Source organism: Glycomyces sp. TRM65418, from assembly GCF_019710475.1.
In the GTDB taxonomy this organism is placed as follows: Bacteria; Actinomycetota; Actinomycetes; order Mycobacteriales; family Micromonosporaceae; genus Glycomyces.
In genome coordinates this window covers 26,094-52,233 of the sequence record NZ_JAJFAX010000011.1, presented here as the reverse complement: position 1 = coordinate 52,233, position 26,140 = coordinate 26,094, and the positions used below count along the sequence as shown (strand labels likewise).

Genomic DNA, 26,140 nt, shown 5'->3' with positions numbered 1-26,140 from the left:
CCCCTGGGGGGCTCAGTGACTCACGGCCCGCTCCGAGCCCGCTCCGGTCAGCGCCCTCACCTGGAGGGTCGCGAACCGGTCGGGACGGGACTCGGAGGACATCAGCGTGCCGACCACAGCGCAGATGAGTCCGAGCGGGATGGACACCAAGCCGGGGTTCGACATCGGGAACCAGGCGATGTCGACCCCCTCGCCGAGCAGCGAGCGTTCGGTTCCGGAGAAGACCGGCGAGAAGACCACCAGTCCGACGGCGGCGATGAGACCGCCGTAGATGCCGGCGACCGCGCCCGCGGTGTTGAACCGCTTCCAGAACAGGCTGAGCAGCAGCGTCGGCAGGTTGGCGGAGGCGGCGACCGCGAAGGCCAGCGCCACCAGGAAGGCCACGTTGAGCGTCTGGGCGAAGATCGCCAGGACGATCGCGACGACGCCGACCCCGATGGCGGCGATCTTGGCGACCACGACCTCTTCGCGGTCGGTGGCGGCCCCCCGCCGGATGACGCTGTTGTACAGGTCGTGGGCGAGCGACGAGGACGAGGCGATCACCAGACCGGCCACCGTGGACAGGATCGCGGCGAACGCGGCGGAGGCGATCACCGCCAGCAGGACCGCGCCCATCGTCGAGCCGCCGAACGCTTCGCCCGCCTCCTGCGCCAGTTGCGGCGCGGCGGTGTTGCCGGCCGGGTTCTGGGCGGTGATGGCCTCGGCGCCGACCATCGCGGCCGCGCCGAACCCGAGCACCAGGGTCAGCAGGTAGAAGCTGCCGATGAGCCCGATGCCCCAGTTGACGGACTTGCGGGCCGACTTGGCGTCCGGGACCGTGTAGAAGCGGATGAGGATGTGCGGCAGACCGGCGGTGCCGAGGACCAGGGCCAGACCGAGGCTGATGAGGTCCAGCTTGTTCCACATCGTCTGCGTGGGGTCGCCGGGGATCTCGACGCCGTAGCGCTGCCCGGGTTCGAGGAACGCCGAGCCGAGACCGGACGAGCTGGCCGCGTCGCCGAGCAGGTTCGAGATGTTGAACCCGTACTCCGCCAGGACCAGCACGGCCAGGAGCGCCGCGCCGCCGAGGAGCATGACGGCTTGGACGATCTGGACCCAGGTGGTGCCCTTCATGCCGCCGAGCGCGACGTACAGGATCATGAGCAGTCCGACGAGGACGATGCCCATGTTGGCGGCGACCTCGGCGTTCATGCCCAGGAACGTCTCGCCTTCCTTGATGCCGAGCAGGAGCGCGATGAGCGCCCCCGCGCCGACCATCTGTGCGAGCAGGTAGAAGATCGAGACGCTCATGGTCGAGACCGCGGCCGCCGTGCGGACCGGGCGCTGGCGCATCCGGAACGACAGGACGTCGGCCATCGTGAACCGGCCGGAGTTGCGCAGCAGCTCGGCCACGAGGAGCAGCGCGACGAGCCAGGCCACGAGGAACCCGATCGAGTACAGGAAGCCGTCGTAGCCGGAGAGGGCGATGATGCCGGCGATGCCGAGGAAGGACGCCGCGGACATGTAGTCCGAGGCGATGGCGAAGCCGTTCTGCCACGGCTTGAACCCGCGACCGCCGGAGTGGAAGTCGGTGGCGTTGCGGGTGCGCTTGCCGGCCCAGACGGTGATGGCGACGGTGCCGGCCACCATGAGCAGGAACAGCGCGAACGTGAGCGTGCGACCGGCTTCGGTCTGCTGTGCGAGGAGGTTCATCGGCTCGTCTCCCCGTAGTGGATGGCGTCGTGGAGCTCTTCGGCGCGGGGGTCGTAATTGCGGGCGGTGTAGCGGGAGTAGGCCCAGGCGATGCCGAAGGTCGAGACGAACTGTCCGAGGCCGAGGAGCAGGGCCACGTTGATGTTGCCGAACACGACCGTGCCCATGAAGTCGCGGGCGTAGGCGGAGAGGAGCACGTAGAGGAGGTACCAGGCGAGGAACCCGATCGTGGCCGGGACGATGAAGCGGAACAGGCGGCGCTTGAGTTCGACGAAGCGGGGATCGTCGTGCATCGCCGCGAGCTGCTCGTCGGTGGTGTCCGGCGGTGGTCCGTCGCGGGTGGGGGTCGTAGCCATCGGGCCGTTCCTCCTTGAAGGGCTAACCGTGTCGAAAGGGCAGCTGGCGCATGTCGACGCGGTGACGGGTTTACCAGCAACCTATGAGCTGCGGGCGATCGAGAAAAGCATCGCTGTGACGTGGGTCGCCCAGGGGCCCGCATCCTGCGGCGAGGAGGCGACGGGACGCCGACGAGCGGTCGATGAACGGTCGGCGAGCGGTCATCGCGAAAGCCGTGCTCGCGGACGATGAATTCCGCGCGTCGGTCTCGTCTGGATAGGGAAGGCACTGGAACACCGAAAGGACGCAACCGATGGCGAACAAGATGATCTTCCTGAACCTGCCCGTGGCCGACCTGCCCCGCGCCAAGGAGTTCTACGAGAACCTCGGCTGGAGCATCAACCCGGACTTCACCGACGAGAACGCCGCGTGCGTGGTGGTGGACGACAACATCTGCCTGATGCTGCTGACGAAGGCGTTCTACACGACGTTCGCGGAGCGGCCGATCGCCGACACGGCGACCTATTCGGCGGCGGCGTACGCGCTGGCGCTGCCGACCAAGGAGGCCGTGGACGAGCTCACCGAGGCGGCGGTCAAGGCCGGGGGCACGGAGGAGACCGCCAAGCAGGACCGGCGGGCCCAGGAGGCCGAGGTGGGCATGCACGGCCGGACCTTCCTCGACCTGGACGGCCACCAGTGGGAGCCGTTCTACATGCCGTACGGCGCCTAGCGCCCGCTGAAGCGAGAACGGCGTCCGTTCACGTGCGGCCGTCCAGTCGCGGCAACGCATGCCGAAGACCGCCACGCATTACGTGGCGGTCTTCGGCGCGCTCGGACGATCAGCTCCGCTGCTGAGGATCGGTCGGCGCGTCCCCCGGCGGCGACGGTGGCGCTGCAGCGGCCGGTGCTCTCTATGAGTGGACGCAGAATTCGTTGCCTTCGGGGTCGCCCATGACGATCCAGGTGGCGCCGCCTTCGCTGATGACGTCGGTCAGGCGCTTCCCTCCGAGGGCCTCGAGGCGTGCCGCTTCGGACTCGATCCTGTCGAGGCCCACGTGGAGGTCGAGGTGGATGCGGTTCTTGACGGTCTTGGGCTCGGGCACGGTCTGGAAGAGGATCCGCATCCCCTTGCCCATCCCGGTTTCGGGGTTCGCCGGATCGTCGGGGCTCCGGACCGCCGCGGCGGTCTTCCAGGCCTTGCGGCCGTCGACCTCCACGAGGAGGCCCTGGTCTTCGGTGATGACGCCCTGCGCAAGGAGGTTCTCGATGAGCTGCGAATGGTCCTCGACCTCGTAGCCCATGGCCTCGGCCCAGAAGGCCGCCAGCCGGTGGGGGTCGGCGCAGTCGACGCAGATTTTGAAGTGCACTGGCATACGGCGAGGCTATATCGCGGGTACGACGACGGGTTCGGAACAGCGTTCCCGCATGCACTGTCCGTTCGAGACGACGGACGGCCCCCCGCGGTGCGGGGGGCCGTCCGATGGCGCTGCAGGCTACTCGCGGTACTCGGCCGGGAGGCCGAACAGCGGGAACAGCTTCGGCGTGTCCAGGAAGTAGTTCAGGCCCGCGATCTGGCCGCCTTCGAGTTCGAGGACGGTGATCGACCACGGCAGCCACAGGCCCGGCTCGCCGCTGGGCTTGTAGTGGCCGAAGGCCGGGAGGCCGTTGGCGCTGACCGGGACGAGCTTCGAGTCGCGGCACTCCGAACCGGTGGTGAGCATGAACTCGGCGACGCTCGCGCGGCCCTGGACCCACAGCGGGATCGGCGGCATGGAGAGGGCCACGTCCTTCGTGCACAGGGCCGTCAGCGCGTCCATGTCGTAGGCCTCGAAGGCGCTCACGTACCCGTCGACGAGCTTCCGGAGCGTCTCGTCGTCGACGTCGTAGGCGCTCTCGGGGGCCTCGTGGACCTTCTCCATCGTGGCCTTCGCACGCTGCAGGGCGCTGTTGACGCTCGCCGGGCTGAGCTGCAGCATCTCGGCCGTCTCGGCGGCCGAGAAGCGCAGGACCTCGCGCATGAGCATCACCGCGCGCTGCTTCGCGGGCAGGTGCTGCACGGCCGCGACGAACGCGAGCCGCAGCGTGTCCTTGGCCTCGGCCGCCGCCGCCGGGTCGGCCCCGAACGCCATCGAGTCGGGGATCGGCTCGACCCACAGGTAGTCGGGTTCGGGTGCGGGCAGGGGCGATCCCGCGTCCGAGGCCGGCGCCAGGTCCATCGGCCGGGCCCGGCGCTGCGGGCCCTTGATCATGTCCAGGCACACGTTCGTGGTGATCTTGTAGAGCCACGAGCGGAGTGAGGAACGGCCCTCGAAGGAGCCGTGCGACTTCCACGCGCGCGTGAACGCCTCCTGCACGGCGTCCTCGGCCTCGAACGAGGAGCCGAGCATGCGGTAGGCGTAGGCGCAGAGCTCGCGCCGATGCGGCTCGAACTCGGCGAGGACGTCGTCTTCGATCGTTCCGTTCATGAGCACAGCCTTGCACAGCCCACCGACATTCGCGAGGACGGTTCGGGAACTCGATCGCGCTGGACAGGGCGCTCGCGAAGACTCCCTTATGGGGCAGGGAGAACGCTACTGCTCCCGGCGGTGGTCGGCCATCCAGCGCTCGAACGCGTCCGCGCTCATGGGCTTGGCGAAATGCCAGCCTTGGCCGGCGTGGCAGCCCCAGCCTTCGAGCTGCTTGCGGACCTTCTCGTCCTCCACGCCCTCGGCGACGACCTCCACGTCGAGCGCCCGGCCCAGGTCGATGGTGGTCGACACGATCGCGGCGTTGTCCGGGTCGTCGATCAGCGTGGTCACGAACGACTTGTCGATCTTGATCTCGGTGACCGGGAGCCGTCGCAGGTGCTGCATCGAGGAGAACCCGGTGCCGAAGTCGTCCAGGCTGATGCCCACGCCGAGGTCCGAGAGGCGCTGCACGTTGACGACCACGCGCCGCGGGTCGGCCATGAGCGCCGACTCGGTGATCTCCAGCTGGAGCTTCGCGGCGTCCACGCCGTACGCGTCGATGCGGCCGGTCAGGAAGTCGGTGAACTCCGGCGACTGGAGGTCGCGCACCGAGACGTTCACGGCCATGCGCAGGTCGTAGCCCGCCTCGTTCCAGGAGCGGAGCTGGCGCAGCGCGATGTCGACGACCCGTTCGGTGAGCATCCGCATCACCGAGGAGTGCTCGGCGGTCTCGATGATCTCGGCCGGGTTCACCACGCCGCGCTCCGGGTGGCTGTAGCGCAGCAGGGCCTCGGCCCCGATGACCTCGCCGTCCACGATGCGCACCTGCGGCTGGTAGAAGAGGTTCACACCGGGCGCGTCCGGGTGGTCGAGGGCGCGCCGCAGGTCGCCCAGGAGCAGCAGCCGCTCGGGCGAGTGGTGGTCGAACTCGGGCGCGTAGCGGGCGAACGAGGAGGCGCGCTGCTTCGACTCGTACATCGCGATGTCCGCGTGGCGGAACAGGGTCTGGAAGTCCGGGCCGTCGTCGGGGAAGACCGCGATGCCCACCGAGCCGTCCACTTCGACGCTCGCGTCGCCCAGGACGATCGGGGCGTCCAGGCGGGCGCGGATCTCGCGGGCGCACTCCAACGGGTCGGTCATGCCGTCGAGCTCCGACCACGTGAACGCGAACTCGTCGCCGCCGAGGTGCGCGATGGCCTTGCCGGGGGGCTTGTCGGCGCGGAACCGCTGCGCGAGCTCGACGAGGAGCTGGTCGCCCACCTCGTGGCCCAGCGCGGAGTTGACGTCGGCGAAGCGGTCGAGGTCCAGGATGAGGACGGCCACGGTCGTGCCCGTCTCGGTCGCGTCGGTGATCTTGGCGTCGACGACCTGCTGGAAGCCCTTGCGGTTGAGCAGGCCCGTGAGCGGGTCGCGGTCGGCCTGGCGCTCGCGGTCGGCGGCGGTCTGGAGGATGCGGTACACGGCGAAGATGGGGATCGCCGAGGCCGCCACCAGCCACCAGGAGGCCATGGCCGCGGTCGCGAGGATGGGCGCGATCGCGACCTGGGTCGCGCGCAGGGCCCATTCGCTCTTGAACCACTGCCAGAACAGTCCCGGCCAGCCGGCGCCGGTGCGCAGGCTCTGGCGGCCGGCCACCAGCGCGAAGCTCGTCAAGGTCCACACGGTGCCGGCGGCGAAGATGGTGAGCATCTGCGCCGCGCCGCCGGTCCAGACGGCGCCGTCGGCGACGGCGTTCCAGACGAACCAGGCGAGGACCAGCGCGAGGCCCTGCTGGGAGGCGTTGAAGACCGTCCGCCACGCGGTGGCCCGGATCTGCGCGCACAGCAGCGCGATCGCCGCGCTCTGGACGATGATCGCGGGGAGGAAGCCCCAGGTGACCATGGTGGCGAGGACGTAGACGAGGTAGATCGACGCGATCGGCGACATCCACAACCCGCCCCAGCGAGTGGGCCGCAGCTCGGCGACGAGGGCGAGACCGGCGGTGAGCCAGAAGGCGAAGGGCACGTCGAACGTGCCGGTGGCGGCCGTGCCGCCTACGACGCACACGACGGCCGCCCCGATCACCGCGCACGCGGAGACCGCGGCCTGAAAGCCGTAATACCGGCCCGGATGCTCTTTGGGCGCAGTGTTGCGCATGAGCGTCGTGGCCATATCGCTCCTCCCACTGCCACTCCGTCCTCGATGACGCGCCAGAATCACCGAGTGCCGGTCGTGGCCGACTCCTCTGTCATATCGCGAATTCCGCTCCCAGACAACGCCGGGAGCACATGCGGCACAGTTGTGACCAGGCGCGACATGCTCGTAACAGAAACCGCTGTCCACTCCCCGGCAACAGGGTCGCCCGCGGTCGTTTCCGGACCCGGTGCCCCGTTCGGGCGAACGCGGACGGGAGACGGGCACGACGAAGGGCAAGTTCCACGTGTTGACTCTGCCTTGATCTAACGAGGGGCCCCCCGCCTCGGAATACGGATCGTTACCGTTTTGTGATCATTCCGGTTCGCTCCCGACACTGGAGGCCTCCGAATCGGACTCGGCCTCGGGTTCGGCCGGGGGGAGGCCGTCGGCGAGGAACCGCTCGAAATCCTCGCCGCGGACGATCGGGACCCCGAGCGTCAGGGCCTTGTCGTACTTCGATCCGGGCTTGTCCCCCGCGACGACCGCGCCGGTCTTCTTCGAGACCGAGGACGTGGTCTTACCGCCGCGGGCCTTCACGGCCGCGGCCGCGCCCTCGCGGGTGTAGCCGGGGATGCCGCCGGTGATCACGACGGTGAGGCCTTCGAGGGTCTGCGGCGGGAGCTCGGACGGGTCGGGCGCGTCGTCCTGCATGCGCACGCCGGCCGCGCGCCAGCGCTCGACGATCGCGCGGTGCCAGTCGACGGCGAACCAGTCCTTGACGGCGGCCGCGATGGTCGGGCCGACGCCGTCGACGGCGGCGATCGCCGACTCGTCGGCCTCGGCGATGCGGTCGAGGTCGCCGAAGTGCTCGGCGAGGGCCTGGGCCGCGACGGGTCCGACGTGGCGGATGGAGAGCGCGTTGATCACGCGCCACAGCGGCTGCCGCTTGGCCTTCTCGAGGTTCTCGAGCATCTCCTCGGCGTTCTTGCGCGGGAGGATCTCACCGGTCTTCTTGTCGGGCTGCTTGGCGAACGGCGTGACGACCTTCGGCTCGCCGGTCGCCTCGACGATCTTGGGGAGGCCCGAGTCCGGGTCGCGGACGACCACCTTGATGGGCAGCAGGTCCTCGATCCTGAGATCGAAGACGCCGCCCTCGTCCACCAGGACCGGGTCGGTGTCGAGCGGTTCGACGAGCGCCGAGCAGGCGATGTAGCCCATGCGGTCGACGTCGAAGCAGGAACGTCCCGAGAGGTAGGCGAGGCGCTCGCGCAGCTGCCCGGGGCAGGAGCGGGCGTTGGGGCAGCGCAGGTCGACGTCGCCTTCGGAGGCGGGCGCGAGCACGCTGTCGCATTCGGGGCAGCGCTCGGGCATGACGAAGTCGGTCTCGGAGCCGTCGCGGGCGGCGGCGACCGGCGCGACGACCTCGGGGATGACGTCTCCGGCCTTGCGGACGACGACGGTGTCGCCGATCTTGACACCCTTGGCCTTGACCTGGTCGGCGTTGTGGAGGGTCGCGAACTCGACTTCGGAGCCGGCGACGCGCACGGGTTCGAGCACCGCGTAGGGCGTGGCGCGGCCGGTGCGTCCGATGGAGACCTTGATGTCGAGGAGCTCGGTGTTGACCTCCTCGGGCGCGAACTTGTAGGCCACGGCCCAGCGGGGCACGCGGGAGGTCGCGCCGAGGCGGCGCTGCGTCCCGAGCCGATCGATCTTCACGACGACGCCGTCGATCTCGTGGACGAGCGAGTGGCGCTGCTCGCCGAACTCGTGGATGTAGGCGAAGACCTCGTCGATGGTGTCGACGACGCGCCAGTACGGGCTCGTCGGCAGGCCCCAGGCCTCGAGCGCGGCGTAGGAGTGGGACTGCGACTGCGGCTCGAAGCCCTTGAGCGCGCCGAGGCCGTGGGCGATGAAGCTCAGGGGCCGCTCGGCGGTCTTGGAGGGGTCCTTCTGCCGCAGCGACCCGGCGGCGGCGTTGCGCGGGTTGGCGAACGGGGCCTTGCCGGCGGCGACCTGGGATTCGTTGAGCCGGTCGAACTCGTCGGTCGGGAAGTAGACCTCGCCGCGGACCTCCAGCAACTCGGGCACGTCGAAGCCCTCGGCGGCCTTGAGGCGCTGCGGGACGGCGTCGATGGTGGCGACGTTCGCGGAGACGTCCTCGCCGGTGGTCCCGTCGCCGCGGGTGGCCGCGCGGGCGAGGCGGCCGTGCTCGTAGACGAGGTCGACGGCGAGCCCGTCGATCTTGACCTCGCACAGGTACGGCTCGCCGGGGACCTCGGCGGTGATCCGGTCGGCCCAGGCCTGGACCTCTTCGAGGCTGAACACGTCCTGGAGGCTGAGCATCTTCTCCAGGTGCGCGACGGGCGTGAACGCCTCGGAGAAGGTGCCGACCTGCTGCGTGGGCGAGTCGTTGCTCTGGAGCTCGGGATGGGCCGTCTCGATGTCGATCAGCTCGTGGAAGAGCTCGTCGAACTGACTGTCCGAGATCGTGGGCTCGGCGAGGTAGTAGCGCCGCCGGTGCTCGGTGATCTCCGCGGCCAGCGTTTCGTGGCGCTCGCGGGCGCGCTCGAAATCAGCGTCGTTCGAACGTTCGGGTGCGGTACCGTCCAGGCCGGTGTCAGTCGTGCTCACGGCCCCATTGTGTCAGCTGGGTCCGACGTTTCGGGGAGGCCGAAGCCTTATGCAAGCGGTCACCTTGCGTTCACGTTTTGCTTGCCTGACTCTCCCCGGGGCCCGGGAGGATCGGCTGCGTACTGCCCGCACCCCCGCTGCCCCGTCAAAGGAGTCAGGCATTGGCGACCCTCACGATCGGCGGCTCGAACCGCCGCAGCTTCCTGCGCCGCGGCGCCGCCGCGGCCGGCGGGAGCCTCTTCGCGATCGCCGCGATGGAGGGCCTGTCGATCCGCGCCGCCAACGCGAAGGACGGTGAGAAGGACCGGACCAGCCCCGACAACGGCGGTTACGGCGAGCTGCGGGAGCTGACCCGCACCGACCCCGAGTCCGGGTTCTCCCAGACCCTGTGGCTGCCCGAGGGCTTCGACTTCAAGGTGTTCTCGGTGGCCGGCTCCCCGATGCGGGACGGCAACCTCACGCCGCTCGCCCACGACGGCATGGCCTGCTTCCCCACCGGCCGCCGCGGCGAATGGCGGCTCGTGCGCAACCACGAGGAGCGCAACGAGCCGGGAACCGGCACGCCCGCGGGCAGCGCCGAGCACCGCTACGACGCGCTCGGCGGCGGCGGGACCACGACGCTGAACGTCCGCTGGAAGGCCGGCGAGCCGCACTTCGAGGACGCCTGGCAGTCCCTGTCGGGCACCATCGTCAACTGCGCGGGCGGGCCCACCCCGTGGGGCTCGTGGCTCTCGTGCGAGGAGACCACCGCCGGGACCGCGGCGGGCTGGGAGGCCGAGCACGGCTACGTCTTCGAGGTGTCCTCGGCCGAGGAGTCCGAGGCGACCCCGGTGCCGCTCAAGGCCATGGGCCGCTTCGTGCACGAGGCCGTGGCCGTGGACCCGCGCTCCGGCGTGGTCTACGAGACCGAGGACCAGAACACCGCCGGGTTCTACCGGTTCCTGCCGAACGTCCCGGGCGACCTCGCCGAGGGCGGGCAGCTCCAGATGCTCAAGATCGCCGACAAGTGGAACTACGACACCCGCACCGGCCAGCGCGCCGGGAAGGGCCTGTACGTCGAGTGGGTCGACATCGACGACCCGGACCCGGCCGGCGCCGAGGAGGACCCGCTCGCGGTGTTCAACCAGGGCTGGGCGCGGGGCGCGGCGGTCTTCGGACGGCTCGAGGGCTGCTTCTACGGCGACGGCGCCGTCTACATCGCGTCCACTTCGGGCGGCGACGAGGGCGAGGGCCAGCTGTGGGAGTACCGGCCGCGCGGGCGCAAGGGCGGGACGCTGAAGCTGGTGTTCGAGTCCCCCGACGCGGAGCTGCTGTCGTATCCGGACAACATCACGGTCTCCCCGGGCGGGAACCTGATCCTGTGCGAGGACACGAGCCGCGACCTGCCGGCGATGCGGGGCCTGACGCAGGACGGGGAGATCTTCCCGCTGGTCTACCACGAAGGCCGCACCGAGTGGTGCGGCGCGACGTTCTCGCCCGACGGCAAGGTCCTGTTCGCGAACATGCAGGGCGCCACGCGCGGCGACCTGGGCGACCCGGCCCTCGAACCGGGACGCACGGTCGCCATCTGGGGGCCCTGGAACAAGGGCGTCCTCTGAGACTCACCTTCCCGAGTAGAGGCCGGCCGCGCAGCAATCGTCCCCGCTGCGCGGCCGGTTTCGTCTCGGTCGGTTCGAGCGCCCGGAGCGACCGCTCCCCGGCCTTGAGGCTCGCCGGCGGCTTCCTTGTCGTCAGACGCGATCCCCGCCGGCCGCTCGGTTCCTCCGGCTCGGCACGGCCGTCTTCGTCCGCGCGGTCGCCCATCCGGAGGCCGCCCCCATGCCGTCCCGGCGTCGCGTGCGGTGCGGTCCTCGTCGCAACGGCGCTCGGAGCCGCGACACTCCGGCGGCGCACGAACTAGGGTCGTCTCCGTGGCCAGAAGCAAGCGCGCCGGACGGCGTTCAGGCAACCCCGACACCAAGGCGGAGATCCTGGCCGCCGCCCGGCGGCTCTTCGCCGAAGAGGGCTTCGAGTCGGTCTCCATGCGGCGCATCGCCTCCGAGGCCGGGGTGGACCCCTCGCTGATCCACCACTACTTCGGCTCGAAGAACGACCTCTTCCTGGCGGCGATCGAGCTGCCGCTCGACCCGGCCCCCGAGGTGGCGGCCGTCCTCGAGGGAGGCGAGATCGAGGGTGTGGGCGAGCGGCTCATGCACGCGTTCGTCACCATCTGGGACGGCCCGCACCAGGAGAAGCTGCTCGCCGTGGTCCGCACGAGCCTCTCGAAGCCGGCCATGTCGTTCGTGCTGCGCCAGATGTTCGAGCACCGGATCGTCAAGACCGTGGAAGAGGCGATCGGCGACCGGGTCGACCACGTCCCGGTGCGCGCCAACTTCATCGGCTCGCAGATCTTCGGCCTCGTGGTGACCCGGTACATCCTGAAACTGGAGCCGATCGCCTCGCTGGGCGAAGCGGAACTGGCCGAGACGATCGGGCCGACGATCGACCGGTACCTGACGATGCCCGTCGAGCACCTGGTCGACCGCCGTTGAGTCAGGGCCGCGGTGCCGCGCCCGTTCAGCCGCGCGGCTCCACGACGCAGTCGGACTCGGGGACGACGACGGCCTCGTGACCGTCCTCGTACCGGACGCGGTACGGCGGCCCGCCGTCCTGGCCGAGCACCGCCTCCACTTCGGCGACGTGCTCCTTCATGCCGACCCGGCGCCCGCGGAACCGCAGTCGGTCGCCTTCCTTCACCTGCACGCTGATCACCACCCTCTCGGGAACGGAGTCTTCATCGTCACGGGGATCGCCATTCCAGCGTAGACACCTCGCGGCGGTCTCGAACCCGCTTCGGCGCCGGAACGGGGCCTTACGCGGTCGCCACGCCGAAGGCCGTGCCGAGGCCGTAGGTCACCGCCATCGTCGCCGCGCCCACGCCCATGACGCGCACCGTCGCGCGGACGCGGGGCGCACGGCCGAGCGCGGCGGAGCTCCAGCCCGTCAATGCCAGCGCCGCCACGACGGCCACCGCGCAGCCGATGACGCGGACGCCCTCGGGCAGCAGGGTGATCGCCAGGAGCGGCAGCAGCGCGCCGAGCGTGAAGCTGAGGAAGGAGGAGATCGCGGCCTGCCACGGGTTCGTCAGCTCGTCGGGGTCGAGCCCGTACTCGACGGCGGCGTGAGCGCGCAGCGGGTCGCCCGCGGACAGCTCGCGCGCCGCGTCGCGGGCGGTCGTCTCGGACAGGCCGCGCTCCTGGAGGCTCGCGGCCAGCGCGGACTCGGCCTCGGCGGGGTGCTCGGCGAGGACGCGCCGCTCGGTCTCGACGAGGGTCGACTCGGTGTCGCGCTGGGTCGAGACGGAGGCGTACTCGCCGCCGGCCATCGAAAGCGCCCCGGCCACCAGGCCCGCGAGGCCGGAGACGAGGATGGTCGAGCGGTCGTCGGTGGCCCCGGCGACGCCGATGACGATGCCGGCGACCGAGACGATGCCGTCGTTCGCGCCGAGCACGCCCGCGCGGAGCCAGTTGAGCCGCTGACCGATCGAACCGGGCCCGTCGCTCTCGTGCGCCCCGCCGTCGTGCCGGTGCCCCTCGTGGCCGCCTTGCGTCATCACGGATCCAGTGAACCACAGGGTTGCAGCCGGTGGGTGTTCTCACAGAAGGCATGGAATCGCCCCGATGTGGGCGTTATTCCCGGCAGCGCGGCGTGACGCTCTGAAGTGGAGGCTTCCCAACATCGACGAGGGCCGCTATCGTCGGCACTCCCTCCGATGAGAAGGGGCTCTCCCATGAGCGATCCCGCCGACTCCCCCGCGCCGCGATCAGAGGACGCCGAAGGCCGAGCGGCCTCCGGCGAGGCGCCACCCGAACCGCCCCGGCCCGAGACGCCGATGGAGGACTCCAGGCCCGAGGCGGCCGAGGAGCCTTCCGCTCCAGCGCCGGCCGAGCCGGTCCGGGAGGAACCGGCCCGGGCTGAGCCCGAACCGGCCCGAGCCGAGCAATCGCAGCCTGAACCGGCCCGAGCCGAGCCGAGCCAGCCCGAACCGGCACTGGCGGCGGGCGCGTCGCCGTCCGCGCAGGCCGCGTCTCCGCAGCACCGGTATCCGCAGCGGCCGCCGTATCAGCAGGCGCAGCAGGCCGCCTACTACCGGCAAGCGGCCGCGCCTCCGGTCCTACTGCCGCCGAACCCGCGCTGGCACCGGCCCGATTCGGTCCCGAAGCAGGCCGTCGTGCTCATGGCGTTCGTCGTCGCGGCGTTCGGCGCGTGGACCGCGCTCCACTCCGACGGCGTCGGCATCGGCTTGGCGCTCACCGGCATCGCCATGGTCGCGCTGCCGCTCGCCGCGGGCGACCGGAGCGACCTCGTGCCGCGACTGCCCGGCGCGGCCCTCGTGGCGGCCCTGTGGTCGGTCGCCGCGATCCGCGACGCCGGGTGGGTCGTGATCCTGTGCTCGGCAGCGGCGTTCCTGCTGACGCCACTGGTGCTCGCGCCGCAGCGCCGCTTCGGCGGCACCCTGCTCACACTGCTCGCGGGCTGGCTCGAAGGGCTCGCCGAGACGTTCAAATGGGCCAGGCGCCACCGCCGCGACAAGGACGGCCGCGACCCGGCCACCGTGCGGAACCTGTGGGTCGCGCTCGTCACCGCGGTGCTGCTGCTGGTCTTCGGCGGGCTCTTCGCCGCCGCCGACAGCACCTTCGCCGACCTCATCGCGCGGCTGCTCCCCGAGGTGGACCCGCTCGAGTTCTTCCTGCGGCTCCTGCTCGCCGCCGTCCTGTTCCCGCTGGTGCTGCTGTGGACGTACACGGCGGTGGCCAAACCGAGCTTCGACTCCGAAACGTCCGGCCCGGGCCGGACGGTCTCACGGTTCGAACTGGCCGTGCCCCTGGGCGCGCTCAACCTCCTGTTCGCGGCGTTCATCGCGGTGCAGCTGCGCGTCTACCTCGGCGGCGAGGGCTACGTCAGGGAGACCGTCGGCCTCACCTTCGCCGAATACGCCCGCCAGGGCTTCTGGCAGCTGAGCGTCGTCGCGGTGCTGTCCCTCGCGGTCATCGCGATCGCGGCCTGGCTCGCGCCCAAGCGCGCCAAGGCCGACCGGTGGACGGCGCGCGTCCTGCTGGGCATGCTCTGCGTCCTCTCGATGGTCGTGAGCGCCTCCGCCCTGCTGCGCATGCACACCTACTTCGAGGCGTTCGGACTCACCCGGATGCGCATCTGGGTCTTCACGGTCGAGATCTGGCTCGCGATCCTGTTCGCGCTGGTCATCGTCTGCTGCTGGAAGCTCCGGGCCACCTGGCTGCCGCGCGCCGTCCTCGCCTCGGGCGGGTTGACGCTGCTGGGGCTGGCCGCGGTCAACCCCGACGCGCTCATCGCGCGGTACAACCTCGAGCACGATCGCAAGCTGGACCTGGACTACCTCGAAGGGCTCTCGGCCGACGCCGTGCCGGAGCTGTCCGACGATCACGCGTGCGCGGTCGCCGGCATGGAGTATCGCTGGAAGGACCGGGAACCGCTCGCCTGGAACTGGGGCGTCCAGCGGGCGATGGAGGCCGCCGAGGACGCCGACGGCGCCTCCTGCCGCTCCCACTCCTCCGACCTCGGGCTCGACGGACATGAAGAGGACCGTCCCTCGGGCACGGCGGAGCCTTCGGCATCGGAGGAGTTCTTCACCGTGGAGAGCTGCGATGCCTACGACCTCACCTCGGCGGCCGAACTGTTCGGCACCTCGGCGACCGGTGACTACGGCCTGGAGGCCGACGACTCGTCCCAGTTCGTGAACTCGCCGAGCCCCGACTACGCCGACGGGTGGTACCTCCAGTGCGGCTACTACGGGCCGGGCGGCCGGTATCTGCTGGTCGAGGTCACTCAGTGGGAATCGGCGACCGTCGCGGTCGACTCGGTCAGGGACCGGCGGGCCTCCTACGAGGCAAGCGGCGGCGCCGAGGCGATCGACGACCTCGGCAGCGAGACCGTGGAGGGATTCACCGCCTGGTACGAGTCACCCCGGACCCACTACTACGTCGTCGCCTACGAGGAGCTCGAGATCGTGGTGCGGCTGATGGAGTCGGCCGTCGACGCGAGCGCCGCCGCAGTCGGCGCGGACCTCGCGGACCAGACGTACGAGCGTTACCTGGAGTTCTCGTGACCGGGTGCGGCCGCTCGGCGGCGCGCCGCCGCGGACCCGCCTGACCGTACGTCCGAAATCGCCGGTGCGCGGCGGCGGGCCGCCGACCTGCCGCCCCACCGGCGTTTCGCACACATGGACTGGACAGAAGTGGACGGTCACTTGCCGGTTTCCTTGCGTCCGCATAGGTTCAGGCCATGCTGAGAGTGATCGGCGCGGGACTCCCGCGTACCGGGACCATGACCCTGAAGAACGCCCTCGAAACCCTCCTCGGCGCGCCCTGCCACCACATGGCCGAGGTCTTCGGCCGCGTCGAGACCGACGCCCCGGCCTTCAGCGCCGCCGCCGAGGGCGACTTTCCCGACTGGGACGAGGTCTTCAAGGGCTACGCCGCTGCCGTCGACTGGCCGGCCTCGGCGTTCTACGCCGAACTCGCCGAGCGGTACCCCGACGCCGTCGTCGTGCTCTCGAGGCGCGACAGCTTCGAGGCATGGTGGACGAGCGCGAACAACACCGTCTTCAAGAAGTTCAACGAGATCGAGGACCCGAGCGGCGGTCCGTGGCTGGCGATGGTCGAGAAGGTCTGGGACTACGCCTTCGAAGGCGCCGAGCGAGCGGACAAGGCGGCGGTCGAGGCCGCCTACCACCGCTATCACGACAAGGTCCGTGCGACCGTCCCCGCCGACCGCCTCGTCGAGTTCGGCACCGGCGCCGGATGGGAGCCGCTGTGCACGGCCCTCGGCCTGCCGATCCCCGACCAGCCGTTCCCGCACCTGAACTCCACCAAGGACTTCCACGCCCAGATCGAGCAGATCGTCACCGGGAAGGCCCCGGAGTGACCGGACCGGTCAGCCGCGGAGCCGCCTGGCGGCTTCGCGGCTCGTCTCCATCGCGAAGCGGGCGTACTCCGGACTCGCCCCGGCCATGCCGCACGTGGTGGCGACGCCGACCTGGCGCGGCAGCTGCTCGGGGCTGAACCCCAGCCGGTTCCAGAACGCATGGACCCGGTCGGCCGCCGCCTTGTCGAGCTCCGGTTGCGGCTGCCCGAGGGACGGGACGACCCCGGCGATGAGCCGGCCGCCGCCGTCGAGGTACTCCCCCAAGGCGTCGAGCTTCGGCACGTCGTCGAGGTCGAGCAGCGTCAAGTCGATCGCGAGCGCCTTGACGCCGGCCTCCGCCAGCAGCTTCACCGGCATGTCGGCGGCGCAGGAGTGCACGACCACTGGGACGCCGACCGACTCGCACACCTCCCGGAGCCGCTCGCGGGCGACCTCAACGGGCACGCGCCGGTAGAAGTCCAGGCCCGACTCGGTGTTCACGCGGCCCGCCAGCGCGGCCGACAGGCTCGGTTCGTCGAGCTGGATCGACAAGGCGGCCTTCGGCAGCCGCGCCTGGGCGGCGGCGACGAAGTTCCGCAGGCCCTCGGCGAGGGAGCCCGCGAGGTCGGCGACCGCGCCGGGGTCGGCGATCATCGCGCCGCCGGTGCGCCGCCACAGGTTCGCGGCGAGCGTGAACGGGCCGACCGCGGTGAGCCGGACCGGCCCTGTGGCGGTGACTTCGTGGAGGGCGTCGAGGTCGCGTTCGAGGAAGTCGGCGGCGCGGCGGGCGTCGATGCCGCGCAGGTCGGCGAGTTCCCAGCGGAAGGCCCACCATTGGACGGGGAGCCCTTCGAGGAGGGCCGCGCCGCGGCCGATCATGTCGGCGCCGAGGCCCCGGTCGGGCAGCTCGGGGAGGTACGGCCATTCGGGGAGTTCGCCGAAGACGATGTTGACGGCCTCGGCGATGTCGGTCCCGGGGAGGGAGCCGATGCCGGTGGCGACGCCTGAGGGCAGGGCCGGGTCGTGCACGGGATCAGACACTGGCCGCCTCGACGGATTCGGTCGCGTCGATGGTGCCGGAGGCGAGCACCGTGTCGCCCCGGGCCGCGTCGGGGCCGTAGACGACGAGGGCCTGTCCGGCGGCGACGCCGTACGCGGGCCGGTGCAGCCGCGCGTGGAGGCCGTCCCCTTCGGGGGTGACCGTGGCCGGGTAGACCTCGCCGTGGGCGCGCAGCTGGATCTCGGCCTCGAAGGGGCCGCGGCGCTCGTCGGCGAGCCACACGGGCGCGCCGGTGCGGATGCGGTCGACGCGCAGGGCCTCGCGGGGCCCGACCTGGACGCGGTTGTCGACGGGCGTGATCGAGAGGACGTAGCGGGGCCTGCCGTCGGCGGCGGGCCGCTTGAGGCCGAGGCCGTGGCGCTGGCCGATGGTGAACTGGTGGGAGCCGTCGTGGCTGCCGAGGACCTCGCCCGAGGCGGCGTCGACGATCTCGCCTTCCTTGGCGCCGAGCCGGTTCTTGAGGAAGCCGGAGGTGTCGCCGTCGGCGATGAAGCAGATGTCGTGGCTGTCGGGCTTGCGGGCCACGGCGAGCCCGCGGGTCTCGGCCTCGACGCGCACCTGGTCCTTCGGCGTGTCGCCGAGGGGGAACATCGAGTGCGCGAGCTGGGCCGGGGTGAGCACGGCGAGCACGTACGACTGGTCCTTGCCGGGGTCGACCGCGCGGCGCAGGAGGCCGTCCTCGCCCTTGCGGGCGTAGTGGCCGGTGACCACGGCGTCGAAGCCGAGGGCCATCGCGCGGTCGAGGACCGCGGCGAACTTGATCTTCTCGTTGCAGCGCAGGCACGGGTTCGGGGTGCGCCCGGCCGCGTACTCGGCGTAGAAGTCCTCGACGACGTCCTCGTGGAAGCGCTCGGCCATGTCCCAGATGTAGAAGGGGATGCCGATGACGTCGGCGGCGCGGCGGGCGTCGCGGGAGTCCTCGACGGTGCAGCAGCCGCGGGCCCCGGTGCGGTAGGTCTGGGGGTTCTTGGACAGCGCCAGGTGGACGCCGGTGACGTCGTGCCCGGCCTCGACGGCCCGCGCGGCGGCGACGGCCGAGTCGACTCCGCCGCTCATGGCGGCCAGTACTCGCAGTTTCACGCCTTCAACCATAACCGCGTTCCTTCTCGGCGTTCGGGCGCTGCGCGCTCAGGAGAGCCCGGCGGACTTCGCGCGGCGCACGGCCTCCGGGAGGGCGGCGACGAGCGCGTCGACGTCGGCTCGCGTGGTGGACCAGCCGAGGGTGAAGCGCAGGGAGGACCGCGCGTCGTCGGCGTCGGCGCCCATGGCGAGCAGCACGTGGGAGGGCTGGGCGATCCCGGCCGAGCAGGCCGAGCCTGTGGCGCATTCGACACCGGCGGCGTCGAGGAGCATCAGGAGCGCGTCGCCTTCGCAGCCGGGGAACGAGAAGTGCGCGTTGCCGGGGAGGCGCGACTCGGGGTCGCCGTTGTAGACCGCTTCGGGGACGGCCTCGCGCAGGCGCGCCACGAGGTCGTCGCGCAGCAGTGCGAGCCGCTGGAACTCCGATTCCTGGTGCCGCACGGCGTGCGCGACCGCTTCGGCCAGCGCGGCGATGCCGGGCACGTCGAGCGTGCCGGACCGGATCTCGCGCTCCTGGCCGCCGCCGTGCAGCAGCGGCACGGCCTTGACGTCGCGGCGCAGGATGAGCGCGCCGGTGCCGGTGGGGCCGCCGAGCTTGTGCCCGGACAGGGTGAGCGCGGCGGCGCCGGAGGCGGCGAAGTCGACCGGGACGTGGCCGACGGCCTGGACCGCGTCGGTGTGGACGGGGATGCCGTGGGGTTCGGCGAGGGCGGCGATCTCGCTGATCGGCTGGAGGGTGCCGACCTCGTTGTTGGCCCACATGCAGGTGAGGACGGTGATCTCTTTGCAGTGCTCGGCGAGGAGCTCGGCCAGGACGGCGGTCTCGACGCGGCCGAGCTTGTCGACCGGGAGCTCGGTGACGTCGGCCCGCTCGTGGTCGCCGAGCCAGGCGACGGCGTCGGCGACGGCGTGGTGCTCGATCGCGGTGGTCACCACGCGGTTGCGGTCGGCGGTGCGGCGGGCCCAGTGGACGCCCTTGACGGCGAGGTTGTCGGCCTCGGTGCCCGAGCCGGTGAAGATGACCTCGCCGGGTTTGGCGCCCAGGGCCTCGGCGATGCGCTCGCGGGCCTCCTCGACGGTGCGGCGGGCGGCGCGCCCGGATCCGTGGAGGGATGAGGCGTTGCCGAGCGCTCGTGCGGTGCGCACGTAAGCGTCGAGCGCCTGGGGGAGCATCGGCGTGGTCGCGGCGTGATCGAGATAGGCCATGGCCTCTCCAGTCTACGGCGCGGCGCGGCTCACTCCTGCGGGCCGCGACGGCGCACGTGACGTCGACGCCCGGACCGTCCCGGGGACTGGGATTCGCGGGCCTGGGACTTTCGCACAAGTAGGCGTATTACGCGCGGGTAGTCGCGCGATAGAATCTGTCGAATCCTCCTACCTTTCCGGGTGGTGGGGAGTCGCCGCCCCGAGGCCGGGTGCCGAAGAGACCGGACTCTTCGGAGGCCGAGTCGAGAGAAAGTGTGTGCCGATGACGCCCGAGCTCGCCGAAGCGCTTCGCACAGGGCCGTTCCACACTGCCCTGCGCGTCGCCATCCAGACCAGCGGGCTCGGTCTCGACCGCATCCGCCACCGCCTCGCCATGCGCGGCATCACCGTCTCCACGACGAGCCTCAGCTACTGGCAGTCGGGCCGGTCCCGCCCCGAGCGCGCCGAGTCGCTGGCCGCCGTCACCGCCCTCGAAGACCTCCTCGAACTGCCCGCCGGATCGCTGCGCGTGCTCCTGGGCCCCAAGCGGGCCCGCGGGCCCCGGTCGATCCGCGGCCAGCTCCCCCGGCCCGACGCGGTGCTCGGCGGGGACGCGGTGCGCGAACTGTGCGACCAGGTGCCCGCCTCGCGGGAGCACACGCTCGACATTCTGAGCCAGCAAGTCATCGTCCACGTGGACTCCGGGTGGCAGGAATCGGTCTTCGAGCTGTCCATGCTGGTGCGCGCGAGGCGGGACGACGTGGACCGCTACATCCTGCTGTACCGCGGCGACGAAGGCTGCGAGATCGACGACATCGAGTTCAAGCCGGTGCGCGACTGCACGGTGCCGAACGTGCTGCGGCACCCGGACGCGCCGGTGGCGCTGGCGGAGATCGTCTTCGACACGCCGCTGCCGAAGGGCGCGACGCACTTGTTCGAGATCGTCGTGCAGGGCAACGGCGGGGTCTCCAGCGGGCACGGGAACGCGTTCCGGTACCCGGTGGACCAGTACTCGCTCCAGGTGCGGTTCGCGCCGGACGCGATCCCGAAGCGGGTGTACCGCTTCGCGCAGTCGAGCCTGCAGCGGGAGAAGCGCGAGACCGGGGACCTGCAGTTGGGCCCGAGCCGGACGGTCGCCTTGGCGGAGCCGGTGCCGAGGCCGGGCGCGCTGGGCATCGGCTGGGAGATCGAGTAGGACGACGACAGGGCCCCACCGGTTCGGGTGGGGCCCTGCGTTTCGCCTCTCGGTTACCGCGCGTTGCGGAACTTGTCGACGGCCCACCAGGTGCCCGGAAGCAGCATGGCGGCGAGGAAGAGCTTCATGGCGTCGCCGGCGAGGAACGGGACCATGCCGGCGCCGACGGCCTCGCCGGCGCTCATGTCGAGGGCGTAGGCGAGATAGGGCACGCCGCACGCGTACATGAGGACGTTGCCGACGACCATGAGGCCGGCGGTCTTGAGGATCGTGCGGTCGCCGCCGCGCTGGGCGAGGAAGCCGACCGCGATCGAGGCGGCGAGGAAGCCGATGATGTAGCCGAAGGTCGGCATGGCGTAGCCGGAGGCGCCCTCGGTGAACCAGGGGACGCCGGCCGCGCCGGCGGCGAGGTAGAGCGCGAGGGTCAGGCCCGCGCGGAGCGGCCCGTAGGCGGTGCCCAGGAGGAGCACGGTGAACGTGGTGAGCACGAACGGGACCGGGCTGATCTGCGGGATGGTGAACGCGATCTGCGCCGACGCGCCGACGGCGGCGGCGCCGCCGAGCACGAGCACGGCGTCGCGGGCGACGGCGGCGGCGCGCGAGTGCGCCGGCAGGAGGTCGGCGAGAACGCGGGGCGCGGCAATCGCGGCAGCTGGGGCGGCCATGGCGGATTCCTCCAACATCATCTGTAGGTTCCATATAACGAGAGGCTGCCACGAAGCGTAACGCACCGTTGTTGCGACGATATGAAGCCCCCGCCGAACCGGCGTCGGCGATCGGTGATCGTCTCGAACCGCCGTGAGCCGGCTGGACTCGCTCGCGCAGGCTCCGCGGCCGCGCCCCGCCCGGGCCCGTACGGCGTCACGGCCCGGTGCCGCCCTCTCGGGCGGGCACCGGGCCGCTACGCGTCTGCGCTTACTTCCGCTTCTCGATCGCTTCGAGCGCCTGCGGCAGGATCTCGAAGAGGTCGCCCACGACGCCGAAGTCGGCCATGCCGAAGATCGGGGCGTCCGCGTCCTTGTTCACCGCCACGATCGTCCGCGAGGTCTGCATGCCCGCCCGGTGCTGGATCGCGCCGGAGATGCCCACCGCCAGGTACAGCTGCGGGCTCACCGTCGTACCGGTCTGCCCGACCTGGAACTTGTGCGGGTAGTAGCCGGCGTCCGTGGCCGCGCGCGAAGCGCCGACCGCGCCGCCCAGGGCGTCGGCCACGCGCTCGACGAGCGCGAAGTCCTCCGAGGAGCCCACGCCGCGGCCGCCCGAGACGACGATGCGCGCCTCGGCCAGGTTCGGCCGGTCCCCCGCGGGCTCGTCCACCCGCTCGGCGACCCGCACGCGCTGGTCGCTCTCGGCGACGTTCGCGGTCACGGTCTCGACCGCGGGCGAGCCCGGGGCCGGGGCCGGATCGAGCGCGCCCTGCTTCACCGTGGCGAGCGTGAAGCCCTTGGTGGCCTTCGACTTCACCACGGTCGCGCCGGCGAAGGCGTCCTGCGTCGCGGTCCCGTCGGCCTCCAGGCCCGAGACGTCGGTGAGCAGCCCGGTCTCGAGCGCCACCGCCACGCGGGCGGCCAGGGCCTTGCCCTCGTCGGTGCTCGGCAGGAGGAAGAAGCCCGGCGTGCTCTGGCGCACCAGGTCGATGAGGACGGTCGCCTTCGGGTCCACGAAGTAGTCGTCGACGCCCGCGGCCTCGACCTTGTGGACCTTGGCGGCGCCGTATTCGCCCGCGAGCGAGGCCGCGGCGTCGTCGAAGGCGATCGCCGCGACGTCGCCGAGCGAACGCGCCAGGGTGAGGACCTCGGCGGCGTGCTTGCTGGAGTTCGGTACGTACACGAGGATGTCGGTCATGGCGGTCTCCTAGATGAACTTCTCAGCGGCGAGGAATTCGGCGAGCGCGGTGCCGCCCTGGCCTTCGTCGGTGACGATCTGGCCGGCGGTGCGCGGCGGCCGCTCGGCGGCGCTGAGCACCTCGTTGTTGGCACCGGAAGGCCCGACTTCGGCGGCGTCGACGCCGAGGTCGGACAGGGCGAGCGTCTCGACGGGCTTGCGCTTGGCCGCCATGATGCCCTTGAGCGACGGGTAGCGCGGCGTGTTGATGGTGTCCCAGACGGAGACGATCGCCGGAAGGCTCGCGGTGAGCACGTCGTAGCCGTTGGCACGCTGGTGCTCGACGGTGATCGCGGTGCCGTCGGTGTCGATCTTGCGGGCGCCGGTGAGGGCGGGGACGCCGGTGCGCGCGGCGAGCATCTGGGGCATGATCCCCATGCCCGAGTCGGTGGACTCGGCACCGGCGATGACGAGGTCCCATTCGAGGCGGCCGAGGGCCGCCGCGAGGATCTTGGACGTGGCGAGCGCGTCGGAGCCGCCGACGGCGTCGTCTTCGATGTGGAGCGCCTTGTCGGCGCCCATCGCGAGGGTCTTGCGCACGGTCTCCGTGGCCTGGCTCGGACCGAGCGTGAGGACGGTGACCTCGCCGCCGTGGGCCTCCTTGAGCTGGAGGGCGGCCTCGACGGCGTACTCGTCGAGCTCTCCCATGACGTTGTTGGCGCCGTTGCGGTCGACCCGCAACTGGTCGTCCAGCTGTCTTGCGAGTCCCGAATCAGGGACCTGCTTGACCAGAACCACGATGTTCATCGACAACCTCCGAGGTCGTTTTGCCGCTGCCGGCTCCTGCCCGCGAGCTTCACAGAACCGCTCGCGAGCCGTGCAATCGGTCCAGGAGTCCTGGACTGAAACTATATCCTACGAAGTTACTTTCGAGTAACCACCCGTGCCGTTGTTGTACCCGGCGCTCGGGACAGGCATGATTGGACCATGATCCGCGCGTTCGTCTTCCTGGTCCTGGCACACCTGGCGCTGGTCATCGCAGCGGTAGCGGACTGCCTCGGCGGTGAACACGCCCCCAGGAAGCTCTCGCGCGCCTGGTGGGTGCTCATCATCGTGCTCGTTCCGATCGTCGGCGGGATCCTCTGGTTCACCGTCGGACGCGCCAGGCCCCCTCGCCCGCAACCGGGTCCCGGGCGCGGCGGCAGCGCCGGCGGCCCGCGCCGCCCGCAGGGGCCGGTCGCGCCGGACGACGACCCGGACTTCCTCCGGGACATCGACCGACGCCTCCGCGACGAGAACAAAGAGGATTAGCTAGGCCGACTTCTCGCGCCTCGGGCGGATCGCCCGGCGCGGGGTGGCCTTCGTTCTCGGCACCAGCGTCGGATTCACGTTGCGGCGCACCACGTCGGCGGTGATCTCGACCTTCGCGACCTCGTCGGCGCGCGAGGGGATCTCGAACATCACCGGCTGCAGGACCTCTTCCATGATGGCCCGGAGCCCGCGCGCGCCGGTGCCGCGCAGCAGCGCCGACTCCACGATGGGCTCCAGCGCGTCCTCGGTGAACACCAGCTCGACCCCGTCGAGTTCGAGCAGGCGCTGGTACTGCTTCACGAGCGCGTTCTTCGGCTCGGTGAGGATGCGCAGCAGCGCCGCCTTGTCCAGGTGATCCACAGTGGTCAGAATGGGGAGGCGCCCGACCATCTCGGGGATGAGGCCGTACTTCAGCAGGTCGTCGGGCATGATCTGGGAGACGATCGCGTCGTCCGCCGCGTCGCCGGCCTCGTGCAGCGGGGCGGTGAAGCCCACCGTGCGCTTGCCGATCCGGTTCTTGATGATCTCCTCGATCCCGGCGAACGCGCCGCCGCAGACGAAGAGGATGTTCGTGGTGTCGATCTGGATGTGCTCCTGGTGCGGGTGCTTGCGCCCGCCCTGCGGCGGCACCGACGCGAGGGTGCCTTCGAGGATCTTCAGGAGCGCCTGCTGCACGCCTTCGCCGGAGACGTCGCGGGTGATCGAGGGGTTGTCGGCCTTGCGTCCGGCCTTGTCGATCTCGTCGATGTAGATGATGCCGGTCTCGGCGCGCTTGACGTCGAAGTCGGCGGCCTGGATGAGCTTCAGGAGGATGTTCTCGACGTCGTCGCCCACATAACCGGCCTCGGTGAGGGCGGTGGCGTCGGCGATCGCGAACGGCACGTCCAGCATCCGGGCGAGGGTCTGCGCCAGGTGGGTCTTTCCGGAGCCGGTGGGTCCGACCATGAGGATGTTCGACTTCTGGAGCTCCACGTGGTCGCCCCGGTTCGAGCCGAGCTCGTCGAGCTGGACCCGCTTGTAGTGGTTGTAGACCGCGACGGCCAGCGAGCGCTTCGCGTGGTCCTGTCCGATGACCCACTGGTCGAGGAACTCGACGATCTCCTTGGGCTTGGGCAGATCTTCCCAGGCCACTTCGGCTTCCTCGGCGAACTCCTCTTCGATGATCTCGTTGCACAGGTCGATGCACTCGTCGCAGATGTAGACGTTGTTCGGCCCGGCGATGAGCTTGCGCACCTGGCGCTGCGACTTCGAGCAGAACGAGCACTTCAAGATCTCGCTGTCACCCAGGCGTGGTGCCATCGCGGTAACTCCCTCCCCCGGCGAAGCCCGTGGGCTGCACCAAGCGTGCGTGCTTGCTCCGTTGATTCAGGACGAACCGGTGTCTCCGAATCAGTATTTCGCATTTGCGGCCAGGACGCCACCCTCGGCGCGACTCGCGAACCGCCGCCTCCCTGGACGCGCCGCGGGACGGGTGTCCCGGGCGCGGCCGGCGCCAGCGCCACGGTATCGCGGCCGGCCGACACAAGGGGGCGATCGATCAGAGGCGAGGCCCCGTCGTATTACAGCACTGTCGTCTGAGCTCCCCGCCCAGGGGCGAGCTGCCGGAGCCGGGTGGCGGGATGCGGCGAGCCGGGCTCGCCGCATCCCGCGGGAGTTCCCGGCGCTACGCGGTGGCCTCGGCCGGCAGCGCGTTCTTCTTGCGGTAGGTCAGGACGTTGTCGACGATGCCGTACTCGACGGCCTCCTCGGCGGTGAAGATCTTGTCGCGCTCGATGTCGCGGCGGACCTTCTCGACCGGCTGACCGGTGTGGCGGGAGAGGATGTTCTCCAGCTGGTCGCGCATGCGCATGATCTCGCGGGCCTGGATCTCCATGTCGGAGGCCTGGCCGAAGGTGCCCTCGGTGGCCGGCTGGTGGACGATCACGCGGGAGTTCGGCAGCGCGGTGCGCTTGCCGGGGGTCCCGGCCGCGAGCAGCACGGCCGCGGCCGACGCGGCCTGGCCCATGCACACGGTCTGGATGTCCGGGCGCACGTACTGCATCGTGTCGTAGATGGCCATCAGCGCGGTGAGCGAGCCGCCGGGCGAGTTGATGTACATGATGATGTCGCGCTCGGGGTCGTTGCCCTCGAGGACGATCAGCTGGCTCATGATGTCGTTGGCCGAGGTGTCGTCGACCGGGGACCCGAGGAAGATGATCCGGTCTTCGAACATCTTGTTGTACGGGTTCATCTCCTTGACCCCGTACGAGGTCTTCTCGGTGAACGACGGGACGATGTAGCGGGCCTGCGGGCCGAAGCCGCCGGATTGGGCGTTGATGTCCATCATCTGGTTCCCCTCTTCCT

General features: G+C 70.8%; 23 protein-coding genes. 7 read left to right on the top strand and 16 right to left on the bottom strand.

The genetic code is table 11. From position 1 onward, the window contains the following. Window positions 1-12 precede the first annotated feature (12 nt). Both K3N28_RS20200 and K3N28_RS20195 read right to left on the bottom strand, forming a co-directional pair. Window positions 13-1,692 (bottom strand): cation acetate symporter, encoded by a 1,680-nt coding sequence (locus tag K3N28_RS20200; RefSeq protein ID WP_228094565.1) that lies wholly within the window; start codon window positions 1,690-1,692, stop codon window positions 13-15. Next, window positions 1,689-2,048, bottom strand: coding sequence for a DUF485 domain-containing protein (locus tag K3N28_RS20195; RefSeq protein WP_228094564.1), 360 nt, complete (start codon window positions 2,046-2,048; stop codon window positions 1,689-1,691). Before K3N28_RS20195 ends, K3N28_RS20200 begins: the two co-directional genes overlap by 4 nt. A gap of 293 nt (window positions 2,049-2,341) precedes the next feature. Between K3N28_RS20195 and K3N28_RS20190 the strand changes: the two genes are divergently transcribed. After that, a complete protein-coding gene (locus K3N28_RS20190; RefSeq protein ID WP_228094563.1) occupies window positions 2,342-2,758 on the top strand; it encodes a VOC family protein in 417 nt (138 codons plus the stop codon). Window positions 2,759-2,939: 181 nt separating this feature from the next. On the opposite strand, the gene K3N28_RS20185 is transcribed toward K3N28_RS20190, so the two are convergent. From K3N28_RS20185 to ligA, 4 genes are all read right to left on the bottom strand, one after another. Then, window positions 2,940-3,401 (bottom strand): VOC family protein, encoded by a 462-nt coding sequence (locus K3N28_RS20185; protein ID WP_228094562.1) that lies wholly within the window; start codon window positions 3,399-3,401, stop codon window positions 2,940-2,942. 120 nt (window positions 3,402-3,521) lie between these two features. After that, window positions 3,522-4,493, bottom strand: coding sequence for a sigma-70 family RNA polymerase sigma factor (locus tag K3N28_RS20180; RefSeq protein ID WP_228094561.1), 972 nt, complete (start codon window positions 4,491-4,493; stop codon window positions 3,522-3,524). Window positions 4,494-4,598: 105 nt separating this feature from the next. Next, window positions 4,599-6,626 (bottom strand): bifunctional diguanylate cyclase/phosphodiesterase, encoded by a 2,028-nt coding sequence (locus K3N28_RS20175; RefSeq protein ID WP_228094560.1) that lies wholly within the window; start codon window positions 6,624-6,626, stop codon window positions 4,599-4,601. A 336-nt stretch (window positions 6,627-6,962) separates the two neighbouring features. Beyond that, the gene (gene ligA, locus K3N28_RS20170; protein ID WP_374209843.1) at window positions 6,963-9,200 is read right to left on the bottom strand and encodes an NAD-dependent DNA ligase LigA; all 2,238 of its coding nucleotides are present in this window, start codon (window positions 9,198-9,200) and stop codon (window positions 6,963-6,965) included. 182 nt (window positions 9,201-9,382) lie between these two features. On the opposite strand from ligA, the gene K3N28_RS20165 reads away from it, so the two are divergent. Beyond that, a complete protein-coding gene (locus K3N28_RS20165) occupies window positions 9,383-10,819 on the top strand; it encodes an alkaline phosphatase PhoX (protein WP_228094558.1) in 1,437 nt (478 codons plus the stop codon). A gap of 312 nt (window positions 10,820-11,131) precedes the next feature. Then, window positions 11,132-11,752 (top strand): TetR/AcrR family transcriptional regulator, encoded by a 621-nt coding sequence (locus K3N28_RS20160; RefSeq protein ID WP_228094557.1) that lies wholly within the window; start codon window positions 11,132-11,134, stop codon window positions 11,750-11,752. 25 nt (window positions 11,753-11,777) lie between these two features. Here K3N28_RS20160 and K3N28_RS20155 read toward each other — a convergent pair whose 3' ends face one another. Then, entirely contained in the window at window positions 11,778-11,963 is a 186-nt protein-coding gene (locus tag K3N28_RS20155; RefSeq protein WP_228094556.1) for a DUF1918 domain-containing protein, read from the bottom strand. A 109-nt stretch (window positions 11,964-12,072) separates the two neighbouring features. After that, entirely contained in the window at window positions 12,073-12,813 is a 741-nt protein-coding gene (locus K3N28_RS20150; RefSeq protein ID WP_228094631.1) for a VIT family protein, read from the bottom strand. A 177-nt stretch (window positions 12,814-12,990) separates the two neighbouring features. On the opposite strand from K3N28_RS20150, the gene K3N28_RS20145 reads away from it, so the two are divergent. Together K3N28_RS20145 and K3N28_RS20140 are read left to right on the top strand one after the other, a co-directional pair. Further along, window positions 12,991-15,345 (top strand): DUF4173 domain-containing protein, encoded by a 2,355-nt coding sequence (locus K3N28_RS20145; RefSeq protein ID WP_228094555.1) that lies wholly within the window; start codon window positions 12,991-12,993, stop codon window positions 15,343-15,345. Window positions 15,346-15,521: 176 nt separating this feature from the next. Beyond that, on the top strand, window positions 15,522-16,163 hold the full coding sequence (locus K3N28_RS20140) for a sulfotransferase family protein (protein WP_228094554.1): 642 nt from the start codon (window positions 15,522-15,524) through the stop codon (window positions 16,161-16,163). Between the two features lie 9 nt (window positions 16,164-16,172). On the opposite strand, the gene K3N28_RS20135 is transcribed toward K3N28_RS20140, so the two are convergent. The 3 genes from K3N28_RS20135 to K3N28_RS20125 are packed head-to-tail and all read right to left on the bottom strand — an operon-like array spanning window position 16,173 to window position 19,488. Next, window positions 16,173-17,183 (bottom strand): methionine synthase, encoded by a 1,011-nt coding sequence (locus K3N28_RS20135; protein WP_228094553.1) that lies wholly within the window; start codon window positions 17,181-17,183, stop codon window positions 16,173-16,175. Then, a complete protein-coding gene (mnmA, locus tag K3N28_RS20130) occupies window positions 17,176-18,276 on the bottom strand; it encodes a tRNA 2-thiouridine(34) synthase MnmA (RefSeq protein ID WP_374209842.1) in 1,101 nt (366 codons plus the stop codon). Before mnmA ends, K3N28_RS20135 begins: the two co-directional genes overlap by 8 nt. 54 nt (window positions 18,277-18,330) lie before the next feature. Further along, window positions 18,331-19,488 (bottom strand): cysteine desulfurase family protein, encoded by a 1,158-nt coding sequence (locus K3N28_RS20125; protein WP_228094551.1) that lies wholly within the window; start codon window positions 19,486-19,488, stop codon window positions 18,331-18,333. Window positions 19,489-19,750: 262 nt separating this feature from the next. On the opposite strand from K3N28_RS20125, the gene K3N28_RS20120 reads away from it, so the two are divergent. Then, the gene (locus K3N28_RS20120) at window positions 19,751-20,662 is read left to right on the top strand and encodes a hypothetical protein (RefSeq protein ID WP_228094550.1); all 912 of its coding nucleotides are present in this window, start codon (window positions 19,751-19,753) and stop codon (window positions 20,660-20,662) included. A gap of 53 nt (window positions 20,663-20,715) precedes the next feature. Here the strand turns inward: K3N28_RS20120 and K3N28_RS20115 are convergent, their stop codons facing one another. From K3N28_RS20115 to K3N28_RS20105, 3 genes are all read right to left on the bottom strand, one after another. Continuing rightward, window positions 20,716-21,327, bottom strand: coding sequence for a biotin transporter BioY (locus K3N28_RS20115; protein ID WP_228094549.1), 612 nt, complete (start codon window positions 21,325-21,327; stop codon window positions 20,716-20,718). 250 nt (window positions 21,328-21,577) lie between these two features. After that, window positions 21,578-22,507 (bottom strand): electron transfer flavoprotein subunit alpha/FixB family protein, encoded by a 930-nt coding sequence (locus K3N28_RS20110; RefSeq protein WP_228094548.1) that lies wholly within the window; start codon window positions 22,505-22,507, stop codon window positions 21,578-21,580. Between the two features lie 9 nt (window positions 22,508-22,516). After that, window positions 22,517-23,293 carry an electron transfer flavoprotein subunit beta/FixA family protein gene (locus tag K3N28_RS20105; protein ID WP_228094547.1) on the bottom strand — a complete coding sequence of 259 codons (777 nt, stop codon included), beginning with the start codon at window positions 23,291-23,293 and terminating at the stop codon, window positions 22,517-22,519. A gap of 180 nt (window positions 23,294-23,473) precedes the next feature. Between K3N28_RS20105 and K3N28_RS20100 the strand changes: the two genes are divergently transcribed. After that, window positions 23,474-23,797, top strand: coding sequence for a PLD nuclease N-terminal domain-containing protein (locus K3N28_RS20100; protein WP_228094546.1), 324 nt, complete (start codon window positions 23,474-23,476; stop codon window positions 23,795-23,797). On the opposite strand, the gene clpX is transcribed toward K3N28_RS20100, so the two are convergent. Next, window positions 23,798-25,096, bottom strand: a complete 1,299-nt coding sequence (clpX, locus tag K3N28_RS20095) for an ATP-dependent Clp protease ATP-binding subunit ClpX (RefSeq protein ID WP_228094545.1) — start codon at window positions 25,094-25,096, stop codon at window positions 23,798-23,800. A 364-nt stretch (window positions 25,097-25,460) separates the two neighbouring features. Further along, entirely contained in the window at window positions 25,461-26,123 is a 663-nt protein-coding gene (locus K3N28_RS20090; protein ID WP_304608745.1) for an ATP-dependent Clp protease proteolytic subunit, read from the bottom strand. Window positions 26,124-26,140 lie beyond the last annotated feature (17 nt).